Here is a 22,011-nt window from a genome sequence, read left to right on the forward strand (position 1 = left end):
CCGCCCTACGACTTTTATTTTATCATGTTTTAGAAATATGTCAAGCGTTTTGCAGAAAAAATATTCTATCCACTTAGTAAGCTCGCTTTAGATTGATTGATTTTGACTGTTTTATTAGGTATTCCTTGAAAAAATAAGTTTAAAATATTGGTTAAAAAGGGTTTTGTTTCATTATCTTTCATATTTTCCTGAAAATGTGATTGATTTCCTGCATTTATTTTATGACAAACGTTTGACAGTTTTTTCTCTTTTTTAACATAAAAAGCTTGATTTTTTTTCCGAAAACGGTTACTATTAAAAGTGATAAGATTTTTGGAGGAATGAAAGAATGGAATGGACTACTGAGCGTCGTTACAGACTTTATCAAGACTGGACGCAAGAAGAAATTCAAAATATTAAAGAAAATATGGCACAATCTCCATGGCATACTCATTATCATGTTGAGCCAAAAACAGGACTTCTCAACGACCCAAATGGCTTTTCTTACTTTGACGGAAAGTGGATTGTTTTTTATCAGAACTTTCCTTTTGGTGCAGCCCACGGTTTGAAATCTTGGGTGCAATTGGAAAGTGATGATTTGGTTCACTTTAGAGAAACTGGAGTCAAAGTTTTGCCTGACACTCCATTAGATAGCCACGGTGCCTACTCTGGTTCTGCCATGCAGTTTGGCGATAACTTGTTCCTATTCTATACAGGAAATGTCCGTGATGAAAACTGGATCCGTCACCCTTACCAGATTGGGGCTTTGATGGACAAGGATGGCAAGATTACGAAGATTGACAAGTTCTTGATCGATCAGCCTACAGACTCTACCGACCACTTCCGCGATCCGCAGATTTTTAATTTTAAAGGTCAATATTATGCCATCGTCGGTGGACAGGACTTGGAGAAAAAAGGCTTCGTCCGTCTCTACAAGGCTATTGACAACGACTACACAAACTGGCAAGCTGTTGGCGACCTTGACTTTGCTAACGACCGAACTGCCTATATGATGGAATGCCCAAATCTGGTCTTTGTAGGGGAGCAACCTGTCCTTCTCTACTGCCCACAAGGATTGGATAAAGATGTTCTAGATTACGACAATATCTATCCAAATATGTATAAAATCGGGGCTTCCTTTGATCCTGAAAATGCCAAAATGGTAGATGTGTCTCAACTTCAAAACATGGACTATGGTTTCGAAGCCTATGCAACTCAAGCCTTCAACGCTCCTGATGGGCGTGCTCTAGCAGTTAGCTGGCTTGGTTTGCCAGATGTTTCATATCCATCTGACCGTTTTGACCACCAAGGAACCTTCTCTTTGGTAAAAGAACTGACTATCAAAGACGGTAAACTCTACCAATACCCAGTCGCAGCTATCAAGGACCTTCGTGCTTCTGAAGAACCTTTCTCAAACCGTTCCAAAACCAAGAACACTTACGAACTTGAACTCAACTTGGAAGCTAATAGCCAGAGCGAGATTGTCTTACTGACTGACAAAGAAGGCAAGGGACTTTCCATCAACTTTGACCTTGTAAATGGTCAAGTGACAGTAGATCGTAGCCAGGCTGGTGAACAGTATGCCCAAGAATTTGGAACAACTCGCTCTTGCCCTATCGAGAATCAGGCTACTACTGCTACAATCTTCATCGATAACTCTGTCTTTGAAATTTTCATCAATAAAGGAGAAAAAGTATTTTCTGGTCGTGTCTTCCCACATGCGGACCAAAATGGTATCCTCATTAAATCTGGAAACCCAACTGGAACTTACTATGAATTAGATTATGGTCGCAAAACTAACTGATGTCGCCAAACTTGCAGGCGTCAGCCCTACTACCGTTTCTCGGGTTATCAATAAAAAAGGTTATCTATCTGAGAAAACCATTCAAAAGGTTAATGAAGCCATGCGAGAATTGGGCTACAAACCCAACAACCTAGCTCGTAGTTTGCAAGGAAAATCAGCTAAGTTAATCGGCTTGATTTTCCCCAATATTTCCAACGTTTTCTATGCAGAATTGATTGATAAATTGGAACACCAACTCTTCAAAAATGGCTACAAGACCATCATCTGCAACAGCGAGCACGATTCTGAAAAAGAACGTGAGTACATCGAAATGTTGGAAGCCAATCAGGTGGACGGTATCATTTCTGGTAGTCACAACCTAGGAATTGAAGACTACAATCGCGTGACAGCGCCGATTATTTCCTTTGACCGAAACCTGTCTCCAGACATCCCTGTCGTTTCCTCTGACAACTACGCTGGTGGGGTTCTTGCTGCCCAGACCTTGGTTAAGACAGGTGCCCAGTCTATCATCATGATTACAGGGAATGACAATTCCAATTCTCCAACTGGACTACGCCACGCTGGTTTTGCATCTGTACTCCCCAAAGCTCCTATTATCAATGTTTCCAGTGACTTTTCTCCTGTCAGAAAAGAAATGGAAATCAAGAATATCTTGACTCGACAAAAACCAGATGCTATCTTTGCTTCTGATGATTTGACAGCTATTCTGGTCATTAAAATTGCCCAAGAACTAGGCATTTCTGTCCCTGAAAAGCTTAAAGTCATCGGCTATGATGGTACCTACTTTATCGAGAATTACTACCCTCAACTGGCTACTATCAAACAACCTATGGAAGAAATTGCCTGCCTAACGGTTGATCTCCTCTTACAAAAGATCGAAGGCAAGGAAGTTGCGACAACTGGTTACTTCTTACCAGTCACCCTATTACCTGGAAAAAGTATTTAAACACAAGAAAACTCAGACCGATCCGTCTGAGTTTTTTTATAATCTTAAGTTTTCTAGATAACGCTGGGCTGTCTCTAGGTTAAAGGTTTTATCTGCGATAAGTTGCTCAACTAGAGGAGCAACTTCAGACTCACTAGCACCTGCTAGGAGAGCCAAAGATTTGGCCTGCAATTTCATGTGACCTTGCTGAATTCCTGTACTCACCAAGGCTTTGAGGGCTGCAAAGTTTTGGGCAAGCCCGATGGACACGATAATCTGAGCTAATTCTTTGGCAGAAGGATTTCCCAGTAGTTCATGACTAAGGGCTACACGAGGGTTGAGGCCGATAGAGCCACCCTTGGTCGCTACAGGCATGGGTAAGATCATCTCACCGACCAATTCTTCTCTTTCAAGGTCCAGTATCCATCGACTGAGACCTTGATAGTACCCCTCTCGACTGGCAAAAGCATGGGCTCCAGCTTCGATGGCACGCCAGTCATTACCAGTGGCAATCAAAATGGCATCAATACCGTTAAAAATCCCTTTATTGTGGGTAGCTGCTCGATAAGGATCAGCCTGCGCAAATTGGCTCGCCAAAGCAATTTTCTCTGCAATTTCTCGTCCTTGATCCTTTTGACGGCTCAAATAGCGAAAGGCGATGCGACAGCTTGCTGTCACCAGAGAATCGGTCGCGTAATTAGAAAGAATCCCCATGAGACTCTGTCCCTGACTCAGTTCTTCTAAGACTGGCTTCAAGGCTTCCAGCATGGTGTTGAGCATATTGGCTCCCATGGCTTCCTGGGTATCGACATGGAGATAAACAACGAGAAAGTCTGTTTCACCTTTGATCTGCTCTACATGCAAATCACGCGCCCCACCCCCGCGTTTAACAATGGAAGGATAGGCTTGATTGGCAAGTTCCAAAAGCTCAGTCTTTTTGTTTGCAATCTTCTCTTGCGCTATATCTGGATCATCAACTTGATAAAGGGCTACCTGACCAATCATCTGACGCTCATGGACTTGTGCAGTAAAACCGCCTGCTCGCTTGATGATTTTGCTGGCATAGCTGGCCGCAGCAACCACTGAGGGTTCTTCTGTCACATAAGGAACTGTGTATTCCTGACCGTTGACAAGGACCTCTGGAACTAGCGAATAAGGTAGAGAAAAAGTTCCCACCACATTCTCACTCAGCTGGTCTGCGACAGTCACGCTAATCTGTTCATCCTGATCCAAACTCGCTTGCTTGTCAGGACTAAGGAGCGCCTGAGCTTTTAACAACTCGAGGCGCTCATGGTATGATTTTTTAGAAAATCCATTCCAACTTATCTTCATTATTTTTCAACCTTGCTATAACGGCGTTGATGGTCCACAATTTCAACCAAGGTAAAATCTTGATTTTCATAGCCAGTAAACTGGGCAGAATTTGTTTCATCTAAGTCTACTTCCTCAAAGAAGATTTTTTCATAGTCTGCAACAGACAGGGCAGTTCGTTGGTTGAGCTTGTTCAAGCGCTCTTTATCCAGATAGACTTCATATCCTTCAACCAATTCACCACTGAAGAACTCAGCCACAGCTCCACTTCCATAACTGTAGAGGGCGATTTTATCCCCAGCCTTCAAGCTATCTGTATTTTCCAAGAGAGACAAGAGTCCGAGGAAGAGGGAACCTGTATAGATATTCCCCACCTTTTGACTGTAGAGAATAGACTGGTCAAAATGCGTTTGCAAGAGGTCTTTTTTCTCTTGAGGTAGGTTCTTATCCATGATTTTTTTCAAGCCTTTTAGCGCTAATTTAGGATAAGGCAAGTGGAAGCAAACAGCAGCGAAATCATCCAAAGTAAGCTGGTAGCGTGTTTGGTATTCAAGCCAAGTCGTTTTCAAACTATCCAAATATTGTTGGGTAGAATAGACACCATTTACATAAGGGGTTGTTGAGTAATTTGGTCGCCAGAAATCCATGATGTCACGGGTCTGAGCTACATTGTCATTATTAAAGGCCATAATGCGTGGATTTTGTGTAATCAACATAGCCACACTTCCAGCACCTTGAGTGGGTTCTCCTGGAGTTTCAATACCGTATTTGGCAATATCACTGGCAATGACCAAGACCTTGGACTCTGGAGAATTTTCCACATGTAATTTGGCATAATGAAGGGCAGCTGTCGCTCCATAACAGGCTTCTTTAATCTCGAAACTACGAGCAAAAGGCTGAATTCCAAGCAAACCATGCACAAAGACAGCTGCAGCCTTACTCTGGTCAATTCCTGACTCGGTAGCCACAATGACCATATCAATTTCTTGTCTTTCTTGCTCAGTTAAAATAGAGTCACTAGCACTGGCCGCCAAGGTCACAATATCCTCAGTTAGGGGGGCAATACTCAATTCCTTGAGCAAGAGTCCTTTACTTAATTTTTCAGGGTCAATTCCCCTTGCTTCTGCTAAGTCTTGTAATTTCAAGACATATTGACTGGTCGCAAAACCAATCTTATCAATACCGATTGTCATATTTACCTCTGTTTTATCATTCATGTAAAAAATCGTCCATTACTATTTTATCACAAATAGCAGTAAAAGAGAGAAAAAAGACTTGATTCACCAAAGCAAGTCCCTTATTATTCTAATTATTTTGCTGTTTTCGTAAATAGGAATACAGTCTAAGAATCACTGTTCCACTAGCCATCCCAATAGAAATTACCAGAGCCAACATGACAACTAAAGTTGCACTAGCAATGGCATGACTATAATCCCCCGTCACAAAAAAGGCAGTTGTTCGATAAGAAAGATAGCCTGGAACTAAGGGTGCCAAGATGGCCAAGATAAAGACCACAGCAGGGGTCTTGTAAAGAATACTTAAAATCTGACTAACACAAGAACCGATAATAGCCGCAATAAAGGTGGCTACAATGATATTGGTCGGTTCCTTGAGCAAGAGATAGATTAGCCAGACAACCATGCCCAAAATCCCTCCTGGTAAGAGCATAGACCGTTGAACATTGAGTACGATTAAAAAGGTAATAATAGCAAGAAGACTTGCTACTGCTTGTAATAAAAAGGTCATTAGTGTCATATTAGTTCATCAATACTAAGGCGACAGAAGTTCCTGCCCCTAAAGCAAGGGTAATGAGCAGGGATTCAAACATCTTACTCATACCAGAGTTTATGTGGTTGGTCATGATATCCCGAACCGCATTTGTTAAGGCAATTCCTGGTACAAAAGGCATAACCGCACCAGCTATAATCAAATCTGCCGTTGAAGGAAATCCTGTATAGCGAGCCCAAAACTGGGCAATCATCCCAAAGACGAAGGCCCCAGCAAATGCTGTCACAAAAGGAATTCGGATAAACTTCTCCACATAAAGGGAAAAGGCAAAACCAAATAAGGTAGCCACTCCTGCCCCAAGTGCGTCGTAGATATTTCCACTAAACATAACTGAAAAGAACGGAGCACTAAAGGTCGCAGCCAGAGTCACCTGGAACTTGGTATAGGGAAGGGGTTGAGCTTGCAAGGCCGTCAATTGCTTGAAGGCTGTTTCTAAATCAATCTGCCCCCTAACCAGCTGACGAGAAATCTGGTTCACATCGCAGACTTTTTCAATGTTATAAGAAGAGGAGGTCACACGCTTCATGCGCGAAATATTGGTATTTTCAATCGAGAAAAAGATAGCGGCAGGCATGGCAAGAACATTGCAATCCACAATCCCCTGCGAATGCGCAATCCGAATCATGGTATCTTCTACACGATGAATCTCCGAGCCACTTTTAAGGAGAATAGTCCCCGCTAGCATAATCACATCGATGACAGCATTTAATTCTCTTGATTCTTCCATGCTTTCCTCCCTTTATCAACTCCTTCTATTTTATCACAAATCTGGAGTCAAAAAAAATCTTTGCCATGAAATCATGACAAAGATTCATTTAATCACGAGAATTTTCGTGGTTACCTTCACTACTTGATTGGGTAGGAGCAGGTGCATTCCCTCGTTGATTTCCTTGTTGGTTCCCCTGACTTGGTGTTGTAGTAGAACCTTGGTTTCCACGTTGAGCTGGTGCTGGTGATGACGTTGACGGCGGTGTTTTCGGTTTGTAAATTGAAATCTTGACACGCGTCTTAGTCAAATCAACCTTATCACCTGCTTTTGGACTCTGTTCAACGACTGTACCTTCAGCCGTTCCAGCGGGAGCTGTCGACACTTCTACAACTTCAATATTGGCTTCTTTAATACCGACAATTTGAACAAGATTGTTTTTAGTAAATTCAAGACTAGAACCTGTATAACTTGGCATGGCAACACTGGTTACTTTCTTAGCAACGGTTAAGGTAATCGTTGATGCCTTGCTCAAATCATAGGTTGTTCCAGCAGCTGGACTCTGTCTGAGAACAGTTCCTGCTTCGCTCTCACTTGATTCTTCTTCCTCGATCTTGATGAGATTTTCAGGAACCTTCTTCTGCTTGAGTTCTGCGATAACATCCGTGGATTTACGGCCGATATAATTACTCAATTGGAAAGATTGCTTGCCTGATGAGACAACCAAATTGATTTTCGAACCTTCTTTTCGAGTCTTTCCAGCTTCAGGATCTGTACGGATAATCCGCCCTTCTTCCACCTTTTCACTAGCCTCTGACTTCTCCTCGCCAATCTCAAAATTGGCTTTCTTGAGGGTTTCCTTGGCTTCCGCCACTGTCTGACCTGCCACATCTGGAATGGCAATGGTTGCAGGAGTTCTGGATAATATCCAAATCAGAGAGGCTGCCACCAATACAATGCTGGCCAACAAAATCATATAACGAACTCTAAATTTCCGTTTCTTAACAGGCTTGGTCACGTAATTGTCTTCTGAAACCTGCTGACTCGGCTTCGCAGTCTGTGGCTTCGGACTTTGTGTTTGCACCTTAGGAATCGATGTCAAGGTACTCTGGGATACTTTTGGTAGAGTCTTGGTGTCCGCCTTAGTCGCATCGTCAAAGACCAGCTTTGGTTCATTGCGACGATTATAAGACAAACTACTCGACAAGTCCACATACATTTCAGCTACTGATTTGTAACGATCTGTCAATTTCTTGGCAGTTGCCTTGATGACAACATTCTCCAAAGCCTGAGGCACAGACGGATTTTCAGCTATAACCGATGGCAGTGGTTTCTGGAAATGCTGAAGGGCGATGGTCACCGCGCTATCCCCATCATAAGGGATATGGCCTGTCAGCATCTCATAGAAAATAATCCCCATGGCATAGATATCACTCTGTACAGTTGCTTTCGAACCACGCGCCTGCTCTGGTGACAAGTAATGAACCGAACCCAGCATCGAGTTGGTCTGGGTCAGACTCGTCTCAGCAAAGGCTACCGCAATCCCAAAATCTGTGACTTTGGCAGTCCCATCTGGTGTCAAGAGGATATTTTGAGGTTTCAAGTCCCTATGAACAATCCCTCTGGTATGGGCCAAACGCATGGCTAGGAGGATTTGTCCCATGATACGGACAGCTTCTTCATTAGAAAGAGGATAGTGTTCCTTGATATAGCGTTTGAGGTCTAGCCCAGCAACATACTCCATTGCAAGATACTGTTGACCGTCTTCCTCACCAATATCTGTTATCCGAACGATATGAGGATGGTCTAGATCTGCCATAGCTCTCGCTTCACGTTGAAAACGAGCTACAGCTATCGGGTCCGTCTGGTAGTTAGTCCTCAGGACCTTCACTGCCACTTCTTCTCCGTCTAGAATTAAATCCTTGGCCAAATAGACATCTGCCATGCCTCCTCGGCCAATCTGTTTCACAATCCGATAGCGTCCGGCAAAAATCTTGCCGATTTGGATCATTCTGCATCCTCCTCGTTCATAGAAACAAGGGCAACCGTAATGTTGTCTAAACCTCCTGCATTGTTAGCAAAACGCACGAGCGTCGCTGTTTTATCTGCCAAAGGAATATCACTGGTTACAATATCACAAATCTCACTGCCTGAAATCATGTTGGTCAAACCATCACTATTAAGCAAGAGATAGTCACCTGGCTCAAGGGTAATTATTCCAAAATCAGGTTGAACTTCATCTTTTTGACCGATAGATTGAGTAATAATATTTTTCTGTGGATGGCTAGCTGCTTCTTCTGGTGTCAATTGACCTGCCTTAAGCAATTCATTGACCAAAGAATGGTCGCTCGTTAACTGGTGGTATTCTTCCCCACGAATCAAACCGATACGAGAATCGCCAATATGGGCATAGATAGCCTGATTGCCAATAATAGCAACAGCTTCTAGAGTTGTTCCCATTCCTTTATAGGCATCATCTTGCCCAAGTTGATGAATCTTTTGATTTTCAATTTCTAGGTAATTGCCGAACCATTCACGCACTTCATTGACTGTATTGATCTGGGTATCAACCCAAGCTATACCTAGGTCTGTTACTGCCATTTCACTAGCGATATTCCCTGCGCGATGACCTCCCATCCCATCAGCTAAAATAATCATAGTACGCCCAGCTCTATTGACATAGTGGTTGACATAGTCTTGGTTATTTGTTCGTTTCTGACCAACATCTGTTAATAATGAAATTTCCATGTGTCAGTTCCTTCCTAATCCGATATCTTGCGAAATTGACTGATGAAGAATCCATCACTTCCATACAATTCAGGTGTAATGAGGATACAGCCGTCTTTCATGATATCCTTACATTCATGTTCTAGTTTTACCTGCTCGAACTCAGGATGACTTTCTAAAAACGCCTCCACGACTTGAAAATTCTCCTCTGAGACAATAGTACAGGTACTATAAGTTATTATACCACCTTTGCCTAGTGTTTGACAAACACTACCTAATATTTCGAGCTGAATTTCCTGCAAGGACGCGAAATCTGCCGTTTCTTTATTGTATTTGATGTCTGGTTTTCGGCGCAAAAGACCGATTCCTGAACAGGGAGCATCCACTAAAATCTTATCAAATGAATCCTGACCAAAAAACTCATGCACCTTTCTGGCATCCAATTTTTGCGTTTGAACCCGATCTACAACTCCCAGACGTTGAGCATTTTCTTGGATTAAGTCCAACTTGTGATCGTAAAGGTCCAAAGCCGTAACCTGACCTGTCGTTAGATAAGAAGCTATATGGGCTGTTTTCCCACCTGGAGCCGCACAGGCATCAAGCACTCGCTCATCTCCCTGCAAATTCAAAGTCGGAGCAACCAATTGACTAGATTCGTCTTGGATGGTAATGGCTCCCTCTGCAAACAAATCATGACCTGCAAAATGCCCTTGCTCCTTAACCAGACCAGAAACAGACAAAGATGAAGCACTAGCCTCCAACAAGGCTTGGATTTCCTCTTTTCGGCTTAAATCAGTTACACGAATACTGGCCTTGTTTCTCACCAAAAGACTTTCAAAAATAGCTTGCGCTCGCTCTTCACCGTATTCTTCCTTGAGCTTGGCAACTAGCCAAACTGGGAGAGAATAGGCAATGGAATCACGCTTGTTTTTCCGTTTGATACTGGCAATATCTGGCCAACCTTCACGCAAGATACGGCGAAGGAGGGCATTGACCAATTTTTCACTGCCTTTTTTACGGACTTTGGCCAATTCTACTGCTTCATTGACCACAGCATGGTCTGGAATCTTATCCAAATAGCGGAGCTGGTAGGCACTCATAAGAAGCAGAACATAGAGCCAGCTGTCTAACTGGTCTCTGTCTTCGATAAAGTGGGATAGGTACCATTCCAGAGTCAATTTGCGGGCTACCGTTCCATAGACCAGCTCGGTCACCAAGCCCTTATCTGCTGCCGAAAGTTGACTTCCCTTGAGATGCTTATTTAAGGCGATATTTGAGTATGCTTGACTGATAAAAACATCCTCTAATACTGCTAGGGTTAGACTTCTAGCCGTTTCTACTTTAGTCACCAAATCGTTCTCCTACAGTCAATGTACGTCCAACTCCGTTGAGGAAGGAAGCAATGTCCATCTTAGGTTTACCAGCTGGCTGCACTTGTTTGAGAGATAGAGCTCCTTCAGCCGTTGCAACAATCAATTCTTTCTTGCCGATAGAGAGAATCTCTCCTGGGTTGCCTTGACCTTCTACTGGTAGGGCTTCATAAATCTTAAAGCGGTCGCCCTTGAGAAAAGTATGGGCAACAGGCCACGGATTCATGCCACGGATTTGGTTAAAAAGTTGACGATTGGTTTTGTTCCAGTCCAGTTTTTCTTCTTCTGGCTTGATATTTGGCGAGAAGCTAACCTGACTCGGATCTTGCGGTTCTGGTTGAATCTCACCAGCAATATAGGCAGGCAAAGTATCCAAAAGCAAATCGCGACCAACTAGCGCTAATTTCTCAAACAAGGTGCCAACATTGTCCTCATCTGTGATAGGAATACTGCGACGAGAAATCATATCCCCTGCATCCATTTCCTTAACCATTTCCATAATGGTCACACCAGCTTCCTCATCCCCTTGAATCAAGGCGTAATGGATAGGCGCACCACCACGGTGTTTTGGAAGGAGAGAAGCATGAACGTTAACCGCAAAATCCATGCTATCAAGGAGTTTACTTGGGAGAAACTGCCCAAAAGCAGCAGTCACGATTCCATCCGCTCCCAAATTCATAATAGCTTCCATCTCTGGACTTCCAGATAATTTTTCAGGTTGGTAAATAGGAAGTCCCGCTTCTTTGGCAGCCTGCTTGACTGGAGTTTCTTGGATTACTTTTTTACGGCCTACAGCGCGGTCTGGCTGGGTCACAACGGCTAGAATTTCGTAGCGGTCATCTGTCAAAAGTCCTTTTAAGACTGTTGCTGAAAATTCGGGGGTCCCCATAAAGATTAGTTTTGTCATATCTTCTCCTTCTTATAAAAATTGCTGTGGCTCATGATCAATGCTGAGACGGAGCTCACTATTTTCTCGTTCTTGAGTCAAGGCCAGAACCTGATTGAGAGTCGGACCCAGTTCATCTTCTAAACGATATTTAATCAAAATTTGGTAATGATAGAGGTTGTGGGTACGAGCAATAGGTTTTGGCGTTGGCCCGAGAATCTTACTGGTCTCTGACAAACCTGACCTCAAGATGTTCATAACTTCATAAGCACGTTTGACAACCACTTCTTCTTTCTTGTGAGAAAGTGTAATACCAATCGTGAAATAGTAAGGTGGATAGCCAAGTTGTCGTCTAATTCCCATTTCATAAGCATAAAAGCCTTCGTAATCCTGATCCTTGGCAAATCGAATAGCATAGTGCTGAGGATTGTAAGACTGAATCAAGACCTGCCCAGCTTTTTCAGCACGGCCTGCCCGACCTGCCACTTGAGTCAAGAGCTGGAAGGTTCTCTCAGAAGAACGGAAATCTGGTAGATTCAAGGCCGTATCCGCATTAAGAACTCCGACTAGGGTCACATTGGGAAAATCCAAGCCCTTGGCAATCATCTGAGTACCTAGTAAAATATCTGCTTCTCCTCGCCCAAACTGGTCAAGTAGAGCTTGATGGCTGCCTTTCTTGCGCGTCGTATCCACATCCATGCGCAGAATGCGTGCCTGAGGAAAAAGCTCTGCTAGCTCATCATAAGCCTTTTGAGTCCCTGTTCCATAGTAACGAATACTGCGACTCTTACAGTTAGGGCAGGCCTGAGGAATGTCTTTCGAAAAACCACAATAATGGCAGTTCATTGTCTTGGTATCCATGTGCAAGGTCAGGGAAATATCACAGTTAGGACAAGTATCCACCGTCCCACACTCCCGACACATAACAAAGCTAGAATAACCACGGCGATTGAGCATGAGAACTACCTGCTCTTTTTTAGCCAGACGGTCTTGAATGGCTTCTAGCAAAGGGGGCGTAAAGTTTGATGTCTCGTTTTGTCCGATATAGTCCCGAAAATCAATCACTTGAACCTCAGGAATCGTGGCTAAAGGATTGGCTCGCTGGGTCAGACGTAAGTGTTGATAGACACCTTTTCCAGCCCTCGCACGGCTTTCCAGACTTGGTGTCGCAGACCCGAGTACCAGAGCCGCTTGATTATACTGGGCCCGTAAAATAGCCACCTCTCTGGCATGGTAACGGGGATTGCTGTCCTGCTTATAAGTCGCTTCATGCTCCTCATCGATAATCATAACACCTAGATTTTTCAGGGGGGCAAAGATGGCAGATCTGGCACCCACAACAACTTGGGCATCTCCACGTTCCACTTTGCGCCATTCATCATACTTTTCACCATTGGACAGGCCTGAATGAAGAATAGCCACTTTCTCACCAAAGCGAGCAATAAAACGCTCTGTCATCTGTGGAGTCAAGGAAATCTCAGGCACCAGCAAAATAGCTGTCTTGCCCTTGTCCAAGGCCCCTTGGATAATCTGCAAGTAAACCTCCGTCTTCCCACTTCCTGTAATCCCTTGAAGGAGGAAGGGAGGCTGATGACTGCCAATCGCGCTGACAACCGCATCACGCGCCTGTCTTTGTTCTGGATTCAACTCCAGAGGCTGACTTACTTCGATCCCTTCAAAATAAGCAGCCGAGCGTTGCACTTCCTTTTGGACTATGGTAACAGCACCTTGTTCCACAAAGAAGTTGACTTGCTCCCGCGAATAGAACTCTAGCAAACTAGCCAAGGAAGCACTCTCAGGATGAGACAGCAGATAGTCTCTCAGTTCCAACTTTTTCTTAGCACGAGCAGAAATCTCTACATTTTCTAATTGAGCAAGGTCAACCTCATACCAAGACTGGGTCTTGACCTTCTTTTGATCGATCGCCTGATATTCCAGACCAAGCAGACCTTTCCTAGTCAAACGCATCATTTCGGCTTGCTTACCTAAATCCAGAGAAGAAAAGGCAAGCGAATCTTCTGAACCAAACAAACGCTCTCTGTCTTCCTGACTCAGACCTGCCAGAGGATAGAGAATCTTGTCATAGCTGGAGTTCAGAAATCCTGGTAGCATGGCCTTGAGGATGGCGATTTTGTAGGAAAAGACAGATTTACGTAGCTCGTCAGCTAGCCAGAGTTGTTCTTGCATGAGAACAGGTGAAAAATCCAACACCTCGGCAATATCTTTTAAATCTTGCTCCATCTCTTCTTCATCTGATTGGGACTCCAAACCAAGAACAATCCCTTGAATCAGGCGATTGCCCTTACCAAAAGGCACATGAACCCGCATTCCAACTTCCAGCATTCCCTCAAATTCCTCAGGAATCCTGTAACTATAGGGCTGGTCCGTCTGCATCAAGGGCACATCAACAATAATCTTGGCTATAGCCATCTTCTCACCTCCTTCTTGTCAGTACATTCTTGCAATAGAAAAAATAAGATTGAGTCCCCCCAACCTTAAATTTTTTCACCATCTTCTTTTTCTTTAGCGATTTGCTCTTTGATTTTCTTTTCTTCTTCTTCTTTGCGGCGTTTTTCTTCTTCGATACGGCGACGCACTGCTTCACGTTTTCCTTCTGGATCTGGGTGAATGGTAACGTTTCCTGATTCGATTTCTTCTAAAGCGCGAAGAGTTGATTTTTCAGACTTGAAACCTTGAGTTGCTGGCGCACCTGCTTCCAATTCGTGGGCACGTTTTGCTTCCAAGATTACGAGTGAATATTTTGAAGGAACCTTGTCAAGCAAGGTATCAATAGAGGGTTTTAACATCATTTGCTTGTACCTATTTTCTAAATTTTATCGGGTAGTTGGAGATTTTGGTAACATCTCCTGATAGTGACCAATGACACGATCCACACGGAAGTGCTCTGCTTCGATCACACGTTTGACACGCTCAGCAGCTAGGGACACCTGATCGTTGACAATCGCATAATCATACTCACGCATGAGAGCAATTTCTTCCTTGGCTTTTTCGATTCGTTGGGCAATCACTTCTGCGCTGTCTGTTCCACGTCCTACCAAACGATCTTGCAATTCATCCAAATCTGGTGGTGTCAGGAAGATAAAGACAGCATCTGGAACCTTTTTCTTAACCTGAAGAGCGCCCTGAACTTCAATTTCAAGGAAAACATCAATTCCCTTGTCCAAGGTTTCATTGACATAGGTCAGAGGCGTTCCATAGTAGTTGCCGACATATTCTGCGTATTCCAACATCTGTCCTTGACGAATCAGCTCTTCAAACTCTTCACGAGTACGGAAGAAATAGTCAACACCGTCCACTTCTCCAGGACGTTGTGCGCGTGTCGTCATCGATACAGAGTATTGAAATTGGTTCTCAGAACTCTCAAAAATCTCTCTTCTAACCGTTCCTTTTCCAACCCCTGAGGGACCAGAAAAAACGATTAGTAAGCCTCGGTCTGCCATTGTGTCTCCTTTTAGTCAGTCTGTAAAAATAAAATAAGATTTCCCTTCAGATAGTAGCATTTAGTGCAAACTATCCTTCTACAGTCTTTCTATCTAGTGTAACAAAAAAGCAGTAATTTTTCAACTGCTCTTTCTTATTTATTTAGCATAATCTACTGCACGAAGCTCGCGAATCACGGTTACCTTGATATTTCCTGGGTAATCGAGATTATTTTCAATTTTCTCACGAACTTTGTGAGCCAAGATTGTGACTTTGTCGTCCTTGATTTGTCCTGGATTGACCATGATGCGAATTTCACGTCCTGCTTGAAGGGCAAAGCTAGTTTGCACTCCCTCAAAGCCGTTAGCAATTTCTTCCAAATCATGGAGACGCTTGATATAGCTTTCAAGAGACTCACTACGAGCACCTGGACGGGCTGCACTCAAGGCATCTGCTGCAGCAACGATTACTGCAATCACGCTTTCAGCTTCAACATCGCCGTGGTGGCTAGCAATCGTATTGACCACAACTGGATGTTCCTTGTACTTACGAGCCAATTCCATACCGATTTCAACGTGGCTACCTTCAACCTCACGATCAATAGCTTTCCCAATGTCATGAAGGAATCCAGCACGACGAGCAAGAGCCGCATTTTCACCAAGTTCGCTGGCCATAATACCAGCTAACTTAGCAACCTCAATCGAATGACGCAAGACATTTTGTCCATATGAAGTACGGAACTGCAAGCGACCCATGATTTTCATCAAGTCTGGATGAAGGTTTGGCGCACCAATCTCATAGGCAGCAGCCTCACCATATTCGCGGATCTTATTGTCAATCTCTTGACGATTTTTCTCAACCAACTCTTCGATACGAGCTGGGTGGATACGACCATCTTTGAGCAACATTTCCATAGTCATACGGGCAATCTCGCGACGAATCGGGTCAAAACCTGACAAGGTTACCACTTCTGGTGTATCGTCGATAATCACATCAACTCCTGTCAAACTTTCAAAGGTACGAATGTTACGACCTTCACGACCAATAATGCGTCCCTTCATAGTATCGTCTGGCAGGTGAACCGTTGAGTTCGTTGACTCCGCTACATATTCACCAGCGATACGTTGCATAGCTTGAACCAAGATGTCCTTGGCCATTTTATCAGAACGTTCCTTGACCTCTTGCTCAGCTTCACGAATACGACTGGCAATCTCCTTGGTCAAGTTTTCCTCTGTCTGAGCCAAGATAATATCTCGTGCTTCTGCCTGAGACAGAGCACCAATACGCTCTAGTTCTGCTTCTTTTTGTCTTTCGACTTCCTCCAATTGCTCTTCACGCGCATCAAGGTTTTTCGCTCTATCAGAAATACTTTGTTCTTTTTGTTCAAGTGTTTGTTCTTTACTCGTCAAATTGTCGTCCTTACGGTCAAGGCTAGTAGCTCTCTCTGTCAAACGACTTTCGATTTGTTTGAGTTCTTGACGTTCTGATTTGAATTCAGCGTCCACTTCTTCACGGTATTTTCTGGCTTCTTCTTTGGCCTCCAATAGTGCTTCTTTTTTAAGAGACTTGCTTTCACGTTTAGCTTCATTAACAAGTAAATCTGCTTCACGCTCAGCTTGTCCACGTAAATTAGTTGCTTCTTGTTCAGCATTTAAAAGCATCAAATCTGCAGCTTCCTGAGATGATTTCATCTTAGCTGAGATGCTGACATATCCAATGACTAAACCAATGATGACGGCAAAAACAGCAATCGCAAGCGACATGATTTCCATGTTTTTACCTCATTTAATTTTTATTATGAATGACATACATTCTTTTACATTCTACCATAAAAAAGTGATTTTCACAAACCTAAAATAGAATATGAACTATTGAAATTTAGCTTGAAGTTCAGACAAAGATCTATTTATTTCAAAACTCTCTTGTATTAATTCATCTAATGGAATATGATTAATTGTAATTTGTTGATTTAACTTCGTAGGTAGGCGATAATTTAGAAAATACTGATATTCTTCATTACATAGTAATTCATCGATATCATCTATCTGATAATCTTTTTTCTCATTCCCTTCTAAAATGTCATAATATATGTTAACGAGTATCTCTTCAATTTCACTAGGACTATAGTTTTTGATAATTGAATAAGTTGAATCACTGGAAATACCGAGATATCTAAACTCTTTATCTCTTTTTCCTTCTAGCCATAAACACGATAGCAAATCATCGAAATATGATATTTTCTTTGAAGCAAATTGAAAAGATTTATAACTATCGATATAATCATTTTTTGGAGTTAACTCCGTTCCTTCCCGAAATATAAAAAATTCAAAGTAAAGAAATGAATCTGATAAAAACGGAATCTCTTCAAAATATTTAAAAAGTGATTTTATGGTACTCTCGTCTCTTCCCCGTCCATTCATACAATCAATAACATATTTCCTTATCTCTTCCGGATCACTTAAATATGATAAATCTTCTATGTCTTTCTGAAACGCTCTTAAACTTTGTTTTTCTACTTTTGAATCCTTATTTTTAATTTGAATAGCTCTTTCATCTCTATCTGCGTAATAAATTTTATATATTAACGCTAATATTTGCCCAAGATTACTATCCTTCAATTTACTTTTTCTCAAAATACTATCTATGACCTCTTCTGTAGATAGCATTCGATTTTGATTTAACTTAAATTTATTATCAATGAGATTCTTCTTTGTTGACTTAATTTCCTCACTATTTAAAATTACAATAATTTTAAATCTTTTATTCTCAGAAAGATAATCAATATAACCCAATAAATCATTGTAATCTGAAGGCTTATCTGATGTTTCTGCATATGAAACTCGTTCGAAATCATCAAAAATAATGATAGAATTTCGCTTCATTAAATCCGTTCCAACTGTTTTAAAGAACCATTTAAAAACTCCTCCAACAAGTGGAATAAAGTCCAAATTTCCGAGTGTGGATTGTTTTTCTATCTCATTAATCAATATTTTCTCGGCTTGCTCTCTTGTTTTTATCCCAAAGCAGGAAATATAGTAGATTTCTTTCTTTTTGTAAATTTGATTTTCAAAAAACGTCTTTATGAAAAATGTTTTCCCACTCCCCCAAGAACCATCCAACCAATACACATTATGAATAGAGTCCGGGCTATTTAAAAATTCAACCAGATGAGTTTGAAAAGGATAGTCATCCAAATCATATTCCGGAAATAGCTCTGGATCCAGTTTTTTATAACTAACTTTTTTATAACTAACTTTTTTAAAAATTATGTCTAAAATTGTTGGTATAGTCAGTACTAACAATATTATTACACGATTCTCATACAAAATTAAAATAATATCTTTTAAACGATTATAATTAGATACAAATTTATAGATAGGTGAAGCAAAGCGCTTAAATTGTTCAATCTCAAGTGCAAGATACAGTACCCATATACTAGCTATAAATATTTTGTACCATTCAATAATTCTAACATTACTACTCCATGATGGTCTTTTCAATAAATATTTCAATAGTTTGAAATTCAGAATAAAATTAAGAATCCTCGTCATTATATTTCTCATAGTTTCTATTTTTATCAACATTGTTATAATTATACCACAGAATATCACTCATTAATATGGACAGACGATAAACACGGTAATTTATTATACTAAAAACATCCCCGCTTTGATTGATTTTCTTAAGAGAAATAATTGCTATTAACAAATATCAGATCCCAAATATGTACCAAAAAGTCCACCTTTCAGTAGACTTTCTAATAATCATTAAATACAAGAAGTTGTTTCTAACAATAGCAAGATTTCACTCAGGTATTCTCTGTAAATTAGACTAATGTCCTGCGCGAATTCGGGCCATTCCACGTAAGATTTTGTCAGAAAGTTCCTTATTTTGAGCGATTCTCAGGGTTTCCTGAATACTGTTCCAGTCGCTCTTCAAAAGGGGCACTACCAAAGCTTCAAATTCATCATTTACCTTCTTCATGTAGTCCTTTATACCCACTCACCGTTGGCATTGACCGTATAGCCATCTGGTGTAGTAGTATTCACTGCCAAAGCCCCTGAGCTATAGGCATAGTACCATTTACCAGAAACTGTAAACCAGCCTGTCTTCATAGCTCCAGCGCTATCAAGATAATACCATGTATCATTATCTTTTACCCAACCAGTAGCCATTTTACCGCTATCTTTAAGATAGTACCATGTGCCATTGTCTTTGACCCAGCCTGTAGCCAGTGAACCTGTTTCATTCAAGTAATACCATGAGCCACCAGTTTTGACCCAGCCAGTTTGCATCCAGCCCGTATTATCAAAGTAATACCATCTACCCTTGATTAGTTCCCAACCATTAGTAGTGTATGAACCATCTTCGTGCTGATACCACCAGCGACCAGCTGACTCAATCCAGTTACCAGCTTGAGAATCTTTTGTAGTCTTAGTTTCCGTTTTTTGTTTGGCAACTACATCTACTTTGGCTTTATCTTGGCCAAATACCCCACTATTGTTATTCACAACAGGAACTTCAACACGTGGAGTTGATGGAACAACCGGAGCTACAAGAGCAACAGGTGTGCTAGGAGTTGTTGGAACAGATGGAATTGTTGGAAGTGCGAACTCTGGAAGAGCTGGACGAACTTCAGGGATACCCTTTTCTGTTACAGGATGTTTCTTCAATTCTTCTGCTTGAAGACGAGCTTGCTCTGCTTCGTAACTTGCTTTTGCTGTCGCATAAGCCTTATTCGCTTCTTTGGCTACTTTTTCTTTTGCTTCAAGCACTTCTTGTGCAGTTGCTTGATTTGCTTTGGCTTCTTTGAGCGCTTCTTCTGCGTCTTTCAACTCTGCCTTGCGAGTTTCAAGCTCTTTTGCAGCTACTTTCAAATCTTCAACCAACTCTTTTGAAGAAACAACTTGTGCTTTCGCTTGGTTAAGTGCTTCTTTGGCAACTGATACCGCTTGGGTAGTTTCTTCTGCTTTCTCTTGAAGAGAAGAGAGAGTTGCTTTCTCAGCTTTTGTTTCTGCTTTGGCTTGGTTGAACTCTTTCTCTGCTTGTTTTGCAGTTGCTTTTAACTCTGCCAACTTCGCTTCTTTATCTGCCTTTGTAGCAGACAAGGTAGCAACCAAGGCATTTGCATTTGACAAGGAAACAACTGCTTGATTGTGTGTTGTTGTAGCTGATTGAAGAGCTTGTTTCAAGGCTACTGTATCTTTCAATTCTGCTTCTTGAGATTTCAAGAGATTTTTTGCAGAATTGAGAGCAGTCTCAGCAGAATTGACATTTTGAGATGCAGTTTGAAGAGCTTGTTCAGCTTGTGTTTTTTCGACTTTTTTAGAATTTACAAGAGCTTCAGCTTCTTTAATTTTATTAGCTTTTCTTGCTTTTGTATATGGATTTTCAATTTCATTGCGATCAAATGTAGAATTAGTCATGTATGATTCAGGAATTCCTGCTATAACATGATCTCTATAAAGAGTCTTTGTGTGACTTTGCGCAACTCCCCCAAAGTATTGAGTTTCAACTTCTTTATCAAAACCAATTGTTGCACTTGTATGACCAAAATCGTTTTCAGTTGAAATCAATCGTACTAATGTAGTATACATAAACTTACGCATTTCTGATTTAGTTAATCGAAAAACATCTGAATCAATTTCATCTGTAGCTGTGAAGCTTACTGCAACCTCATAAGATTGAACCCCTTTGTTTTCTAAATTAATGCGTTCACTTTCTGAATTGCCATCATCTAAACCATATTCCTTAGCAACTTTATTAATGCCAATAGCATAATGCCCAAAGCCACCTTTTTGTTTACGATAACTATCTAAAAGAACATTTGTTACTTTTGCTTTTGTATATTCTTTTGCAATTTTTTCTGCAAAAGTAAATGAATCAGCCGTAACTTTTACATCCAACAAGCCTACTTGTTCTCGCATTTGATTAATTAAGTCAGCAGCGAAAAATGTTAAATCGCGTTTAAAATCTTCTGGGATATGATTAACGTCATATTTAGTTTCATCAGCTAAATCTGATTCAAGTGGAATAAATTGATTTAAGGCAGGAGTGCCCATTTGTGTTTCTTTTACTTTATTAAAAGTTTTAGGAAATCTACTAAAATCAAAATTGCTTTTGTTTTTAGATCTGCGGAAATCTTCTTGAAGTTGCATACGTTCTTTCACAGCTTCAATAAATTCAGGAGCAAGTTTAATTGTATTATGTTTTGTATTTTTAATAGAATCTAAAACAGACACTGCCTGGTTGTAGTTAGCAGTAATATCCGCCACCGCTTTTTCCGCTTTTTCTTGTTCTGCTTTGGCATCTAATACCGCTTGGGTTTTTGTAGCAATATCTGCCTTTGTATCTTCAATTTGCGCGTTTGTAGCTTGATTTGCTTTTTCTGCTTCTGCAAGAGCAGTCTCTGCATCTGTTTGCGCTTGTTTGCTTGTTTTTTCCGCTTCTACGGCTTCTTTTTGTGCTTCCTTAGCATTTTCCAAGCCTTTGCCATTAACTGCGTCTGTGGCGATTTGAACCGCTTCTGTGGCACTTGTAAGTGCTTTTTCTTTTTCAGTTTGTGTAGCTTCTTTTTCTGCTACAACTGTTTCTTGTGCAGATACCGCTTGGCTTGCTTCTGTAGCTTTTGCTTCTGCTTGTTTAACAATTTCTTCTTTTGCAGGAACAGCAGACTCAGCCTTCACAACTTCTTTTTCTGCTTCTGCAATAACGGCTGGACTTGCCTTCTTCGCAAAGTCTTCCGCCTTTTTCACAGCGTCTGTTTTCTCATTGACAAGAGAATCCGCTTCATTTGTAGCACGTTTGGCATCTTTGACCACCTGTTTTGCTTCTACTACTTCTTGATCCACTTTCTTAGCTTCTGCTTCTTTTGTAGCAACTTCTTCTTTTGTAGCTACCGCAGGAGTAGTTGTTTCCACAACCTCCACCTTTGGAGCTTCCATATTCACTGGTTTTGGAGCGACTTCTTCTGCGCCTACTGTGTGGGATAGGGATGCTGCTGCAATTGCTGCTGTCATTACGATTGTTGATTTTTTCATATTGTTTCCTCTTTTTCTTTATAAACTTATTATA

17 protein-coding genes are annotated in these 22,011 nt (G+C 41.4%); 2 read left to right on the top strand and 15 right to left on the bottom strand.

Annotation, left to right across the window (positions count from 1 at the left end):
• The first annotated feature begins 328 nt into the window (after window positions 1–328).
• Together SK642_RS07370 and SK642_RS07375 are read left to right on the top strand one after the other, a co-directional pair.
• Entirely contained in the window at window positions 329–1,783 is a 1,455-nt protein-coding gene (locus tag SK642_RS07370; RefSeq protein ID WP_033684151.1) for a sucrose-6-phosphate hydrolase, read from the top strand.
• Complete coding sequence (locus tag SK642_RS07375) at window positions 1,764–2,729, top strand: LacI family DNA-binding transcriptional regulator (protein ID WP_033684152.1); 966 nt, start codon at window positions 1,764–1,766, stop codon at window positions 2,727–2,729. The genes SK642_RS07370 and SK642_RS07375 overlap by 20 nt, the downstream gene beginning before the upstream one ends.
• A 36-nt stretch (window positions 2,730–2,765) precedes the next feature.
• Here the strand turns inward: SK642_RS07375 and SK642_RS07380 are convergent, their stop codons facing one another.
• From SK642_RS07380 to SK642_RS11100, 15 genes are all read right to left on the bottom strand, one after another.
• Complete coding sequence (locus SK642_RS07380; protein ID WP_033684153.1) at window positions 2,766–4,040, bottom strand: hydroxymethylglutaryl-CoA reductase, degradative; 1,275 nt, start codon at window positions 4,038–4,040, stop codon at window positions 2,766–2,768.
• Window positions 4,040–5,212, bottom strand: coding sequence for a hydroxymethylglutaryl-CoA synthase (locus SK642_RS07385; RefSeq protein WP_033684264.1), 1,173 nt, complete (start codon window positions 5,210–5,212; stop codon window positions 4,040–4,042). The genes SK642_RS07380 and SK642_RS07385 overlap by 1 nt, the downstream gene beginning before the upstream one ends.
• Window positions 5,213–5,324: 112 nt before the next feature.
• On the bottom strand, window positions 5,325–5,774 hold the full coding sequence (locus SK642_RS07390; protein ID WP_033684154.1) for a threonine/serine exporter family protein: 450 nt from the start codon (window positions 5,772–5,774) through the stop codon (window positions 5,325–5,327).
• Window position 5,775: 1 nt separating this feature from the next.
• Window positions 5,776–6,534, bottom strand: coding sequence for a threonine/serine exporter family protein (locus SK642_RS07395; RefSeq protein WP_033684155.1), 759 nt, complete (start codon window positions 6,532–6,534; stop codon window positions 5,776–5,778).
• A gap of 88 nt (window positions 6,535–6,622) precedes the next feature.
• The gene (pknB, locus tag SK642_RS07400; protein WP_033684156.1) at window positions 6,623–8,524 is read right to left on the bottom strand and encodes a Stk1 family PASTA domain-containing Ser/Thr kinase; all 1,902 of its coding nucleotides are present in this window, start codon (window positions 8,522–8,524) and stop codon (window positions 6,623–6,625) included.
• Window positions 8,521–9,261 (bottom strand): Stp1/IreP family PP2C-type Ser/Thr phosphatase, encoded by a 741-nt coding sequence (locus SK642_RS07405; RefSeq protein ID WP_033684157.1) that lies wholly within the window; start codon window positions 9,259–9,261, stop codon window positions 8,521–8,523. The genes pknB and SK642_RS07405 overlap by 4 nt, the downstream gene beginning before the upstream one ends.
• 14 nt (window positions 9,262–9,275) lie before the next feature.
• Window positions 9,276–10,589 (bottom strand): 16S rRNA (cytosine(967)-C(5))-methyltransferase RsmB, encoded by a 1,314-nt coding sequence (gene rsmB / locus SK642_RS07410; protein WP_033684265.1) that lies wholly within the window; start codon window positions 10,587–10,589, stop codon window positions 9,276–9,278.
• On the bottom strand, window positions 10,582–11,517 hold the full coding sequence (gene fmt, locus SK642_RS07415) for a methionyl-tRNA formyltransferase (protein ID WP_033684158.1): 936 nt from the start codon (window positions 11,515–11,517) through the stop codon (window positions 10,582–10,584). The genes rsmB and fmt overlap by 8 nt, the downstream gene beginning before the upstream one ends.
• Before the next feature lie 12 nt (window positions 11,518–11,529).
• Entirely contained in the window at window positions 11,530–13,926 is a 2,397-nt protein-coding gene (locus tag SK642_RS07420; protein ID WP_033684159.1) for a primosomal protein N', read from the bottom strand.
• Between the two features lie 65 nt (window positions 13,927–13,991).
• The gene (gene rpoZ, locus SK642_RS07425; RefSeq protein ID WP_000979235.1) at window positions 13,992–14,306 is read right to left on the bottom strand and encodes a DNA-directed RNA polymerase subunit omega; all 315 of its coding nucleotides are present in this window, start codon (window positions 14,304–14,306) and stop codon (window positions 13,992–13,994) included.
• Window positions 14,307–14,330: 24 nt separating this feature from the next.
• Entirely contained in the window at window positions 14,331–14,957 is a 627-nt protein-coding gene (gene gmk, locus SK642_RS07430) for a guanylate kinase (RefSeq protein WP_033684160.1), read from the bottom strand.
• Between the two features lie 138 nt (window positions 14,958–15,095).
• Window positions 15,096–16,709: a ribonuclease Y gene (locus tag SK642_RS07435; RefSeq protein ID WP_033684161.1), complete on the bottom strand. Its 1,614-nt coding sequence runs from the start codon at window positions 16,707–16,709 to the stop codon at window positions 15,096–15,098.
• A 96-nt stretch (window positions 16,710–16,805) separates the two neighbouring features.
• Window positions 16,806–18,437, bottom strand: coding sequence for a P-loop NTPase fold protein (locus tag SK642_RS07440; protein WP_235230864.1), 1,632 nt, complete (start codon window positions 18,435–18,437; stop codon window positions 16,806–16,808).
• Between the two features lie 331 nt (window positions 18,438–18,768).
• Entirely contained in the window at window positions 18,769–18,921 is a 153-nt protein-coding gene (locus SK642_RS07445) for a hypothetical protein (protein ID WP_051734075.1), read from the bottom strand.
• An 8-nt stretch (window positions 18,922–18,929) separates the two neighbouring features.
• The gene (locus SK642_RS11100) at window positions 18,930–21,977 is read right to left on the bottom strand and encodes an SEC10/PgrA surface exclusion domain-containing protein (protein WP_051734076.1); all 3,048 of its coding nucleotides are present in this window, start codon (window positions 21,975–21,977) and stop codon (window positions 18,930–18,932) included.
• Window positions 21,978–22,011 lie beyond the last annotated feature (34 nt).

Source organism: Streptococcus mitis (assembly GCF_000722705.1).
GTDB classification, from domain to species: domain Bacteria; phylum Bacillota; class Bacilli; order Lactobacillales; family Streptococcaceae; genus Streptococcus; species Streptococcus mitis_P.

Coding starts and splice junctions, on each gene's coding strand:
- SK642_RS07390 (WP_033684154.1), bottom strand. CDS start 5,774: ATGACACTAATGACCTTTTTATTACAAGCAGTAGCAAGTCTTCTTGCT.
- SK642_RS07370 (WP_033684151.1), top strand. CDS start 329: ATGGAATGGACTACTGAGCGTCGTTACAGACTTTATCAAGACTGGACG.
- SK642_RS07420 (WP_033684159.1), bottom strand. CDS start 13,926: ATGGCTATAGCCAAGATTATTGTTGATGTGCCCTTGATGCAGACGGAC.
- SK642_RS11100 (WP_051734076.1), bottom strand. CDS start 21,977: ATGAAAAAATCAACAATCGTAATGACAGCAGCAATTGCAGCAGCATCC.
- SK642_RS07435 (WP_033684161.1), bottom strand. CDS start 16,709: ATGGAAATCATGTCGCTTGCGATTGCTGTTTTTGCCGTCATCATTGGT.
- SK642_RS07405 (WP_033684157.1), bottom strand. CDS start 9,261: ATGGAAATTTCATTATTAACAGATGTTGGTCAGAAACGAACAAATAAC.
- SK642_RS07380 (WP_033684153.1), bottom strand. CDS start 4,040: ATGAAGATAAGTTGGAATGGATTTTCTAAAAAATCATACCATGAGCGC.
- SK642_RS07445 (WP_051734075.1), bottom strand. CDS start 18,921: ATGAAGAAGGTAAATGATGAATTTGAAGCTTTGGTAGTGCCCCTTTTG.
- pknB (WP_033684156.1), bottom strand. CDS start 8,524: ATGATCCAAATCGGCAAGATTTTTGCCGGACGCTATCGGATTGTGAAA.
- SK642_RS07385 (WP_033684264.1), bottom strand. CDS start 5,212: ATGACAATCGGTATTGATAAGATTGGTTTTGCGACCAGTCAATATGTC.
- gmk (WP_033684160.1), bottom strand. CDS start 14,957: ATGGCAGACCGAGGCTTACTAATCGTTTTTTCTGGTCCCTCAGGGGTT.
- SK642_RS07395 (WP_033684155.1), bottom strand. CDS start 6,534: ATGGAAGAATCAAGAGAATTAAATGCTGTCATCGATGTGATTATGCTA.
- fmt (WP_033684158.1), bottom strand. CDS start 11,517: ATGACAAAACTAATCTTTATGGGGACCCCCGAATTTTCAGCAACAGTC.
- rpoZ (WP_000979235.1), bottom strand. CDS start 14,306: ATGATGTTAAAACCCTCTATTGATACCTTGCTTGACAAGGTTCCTTCA.
- SK642_RS07375 (WP_033684152.1), top strand. CDS start 1,764: ATGGTCGCAAAACTAACTGATGTCGCCAAACTTGCAGGCGTCAGCCCT.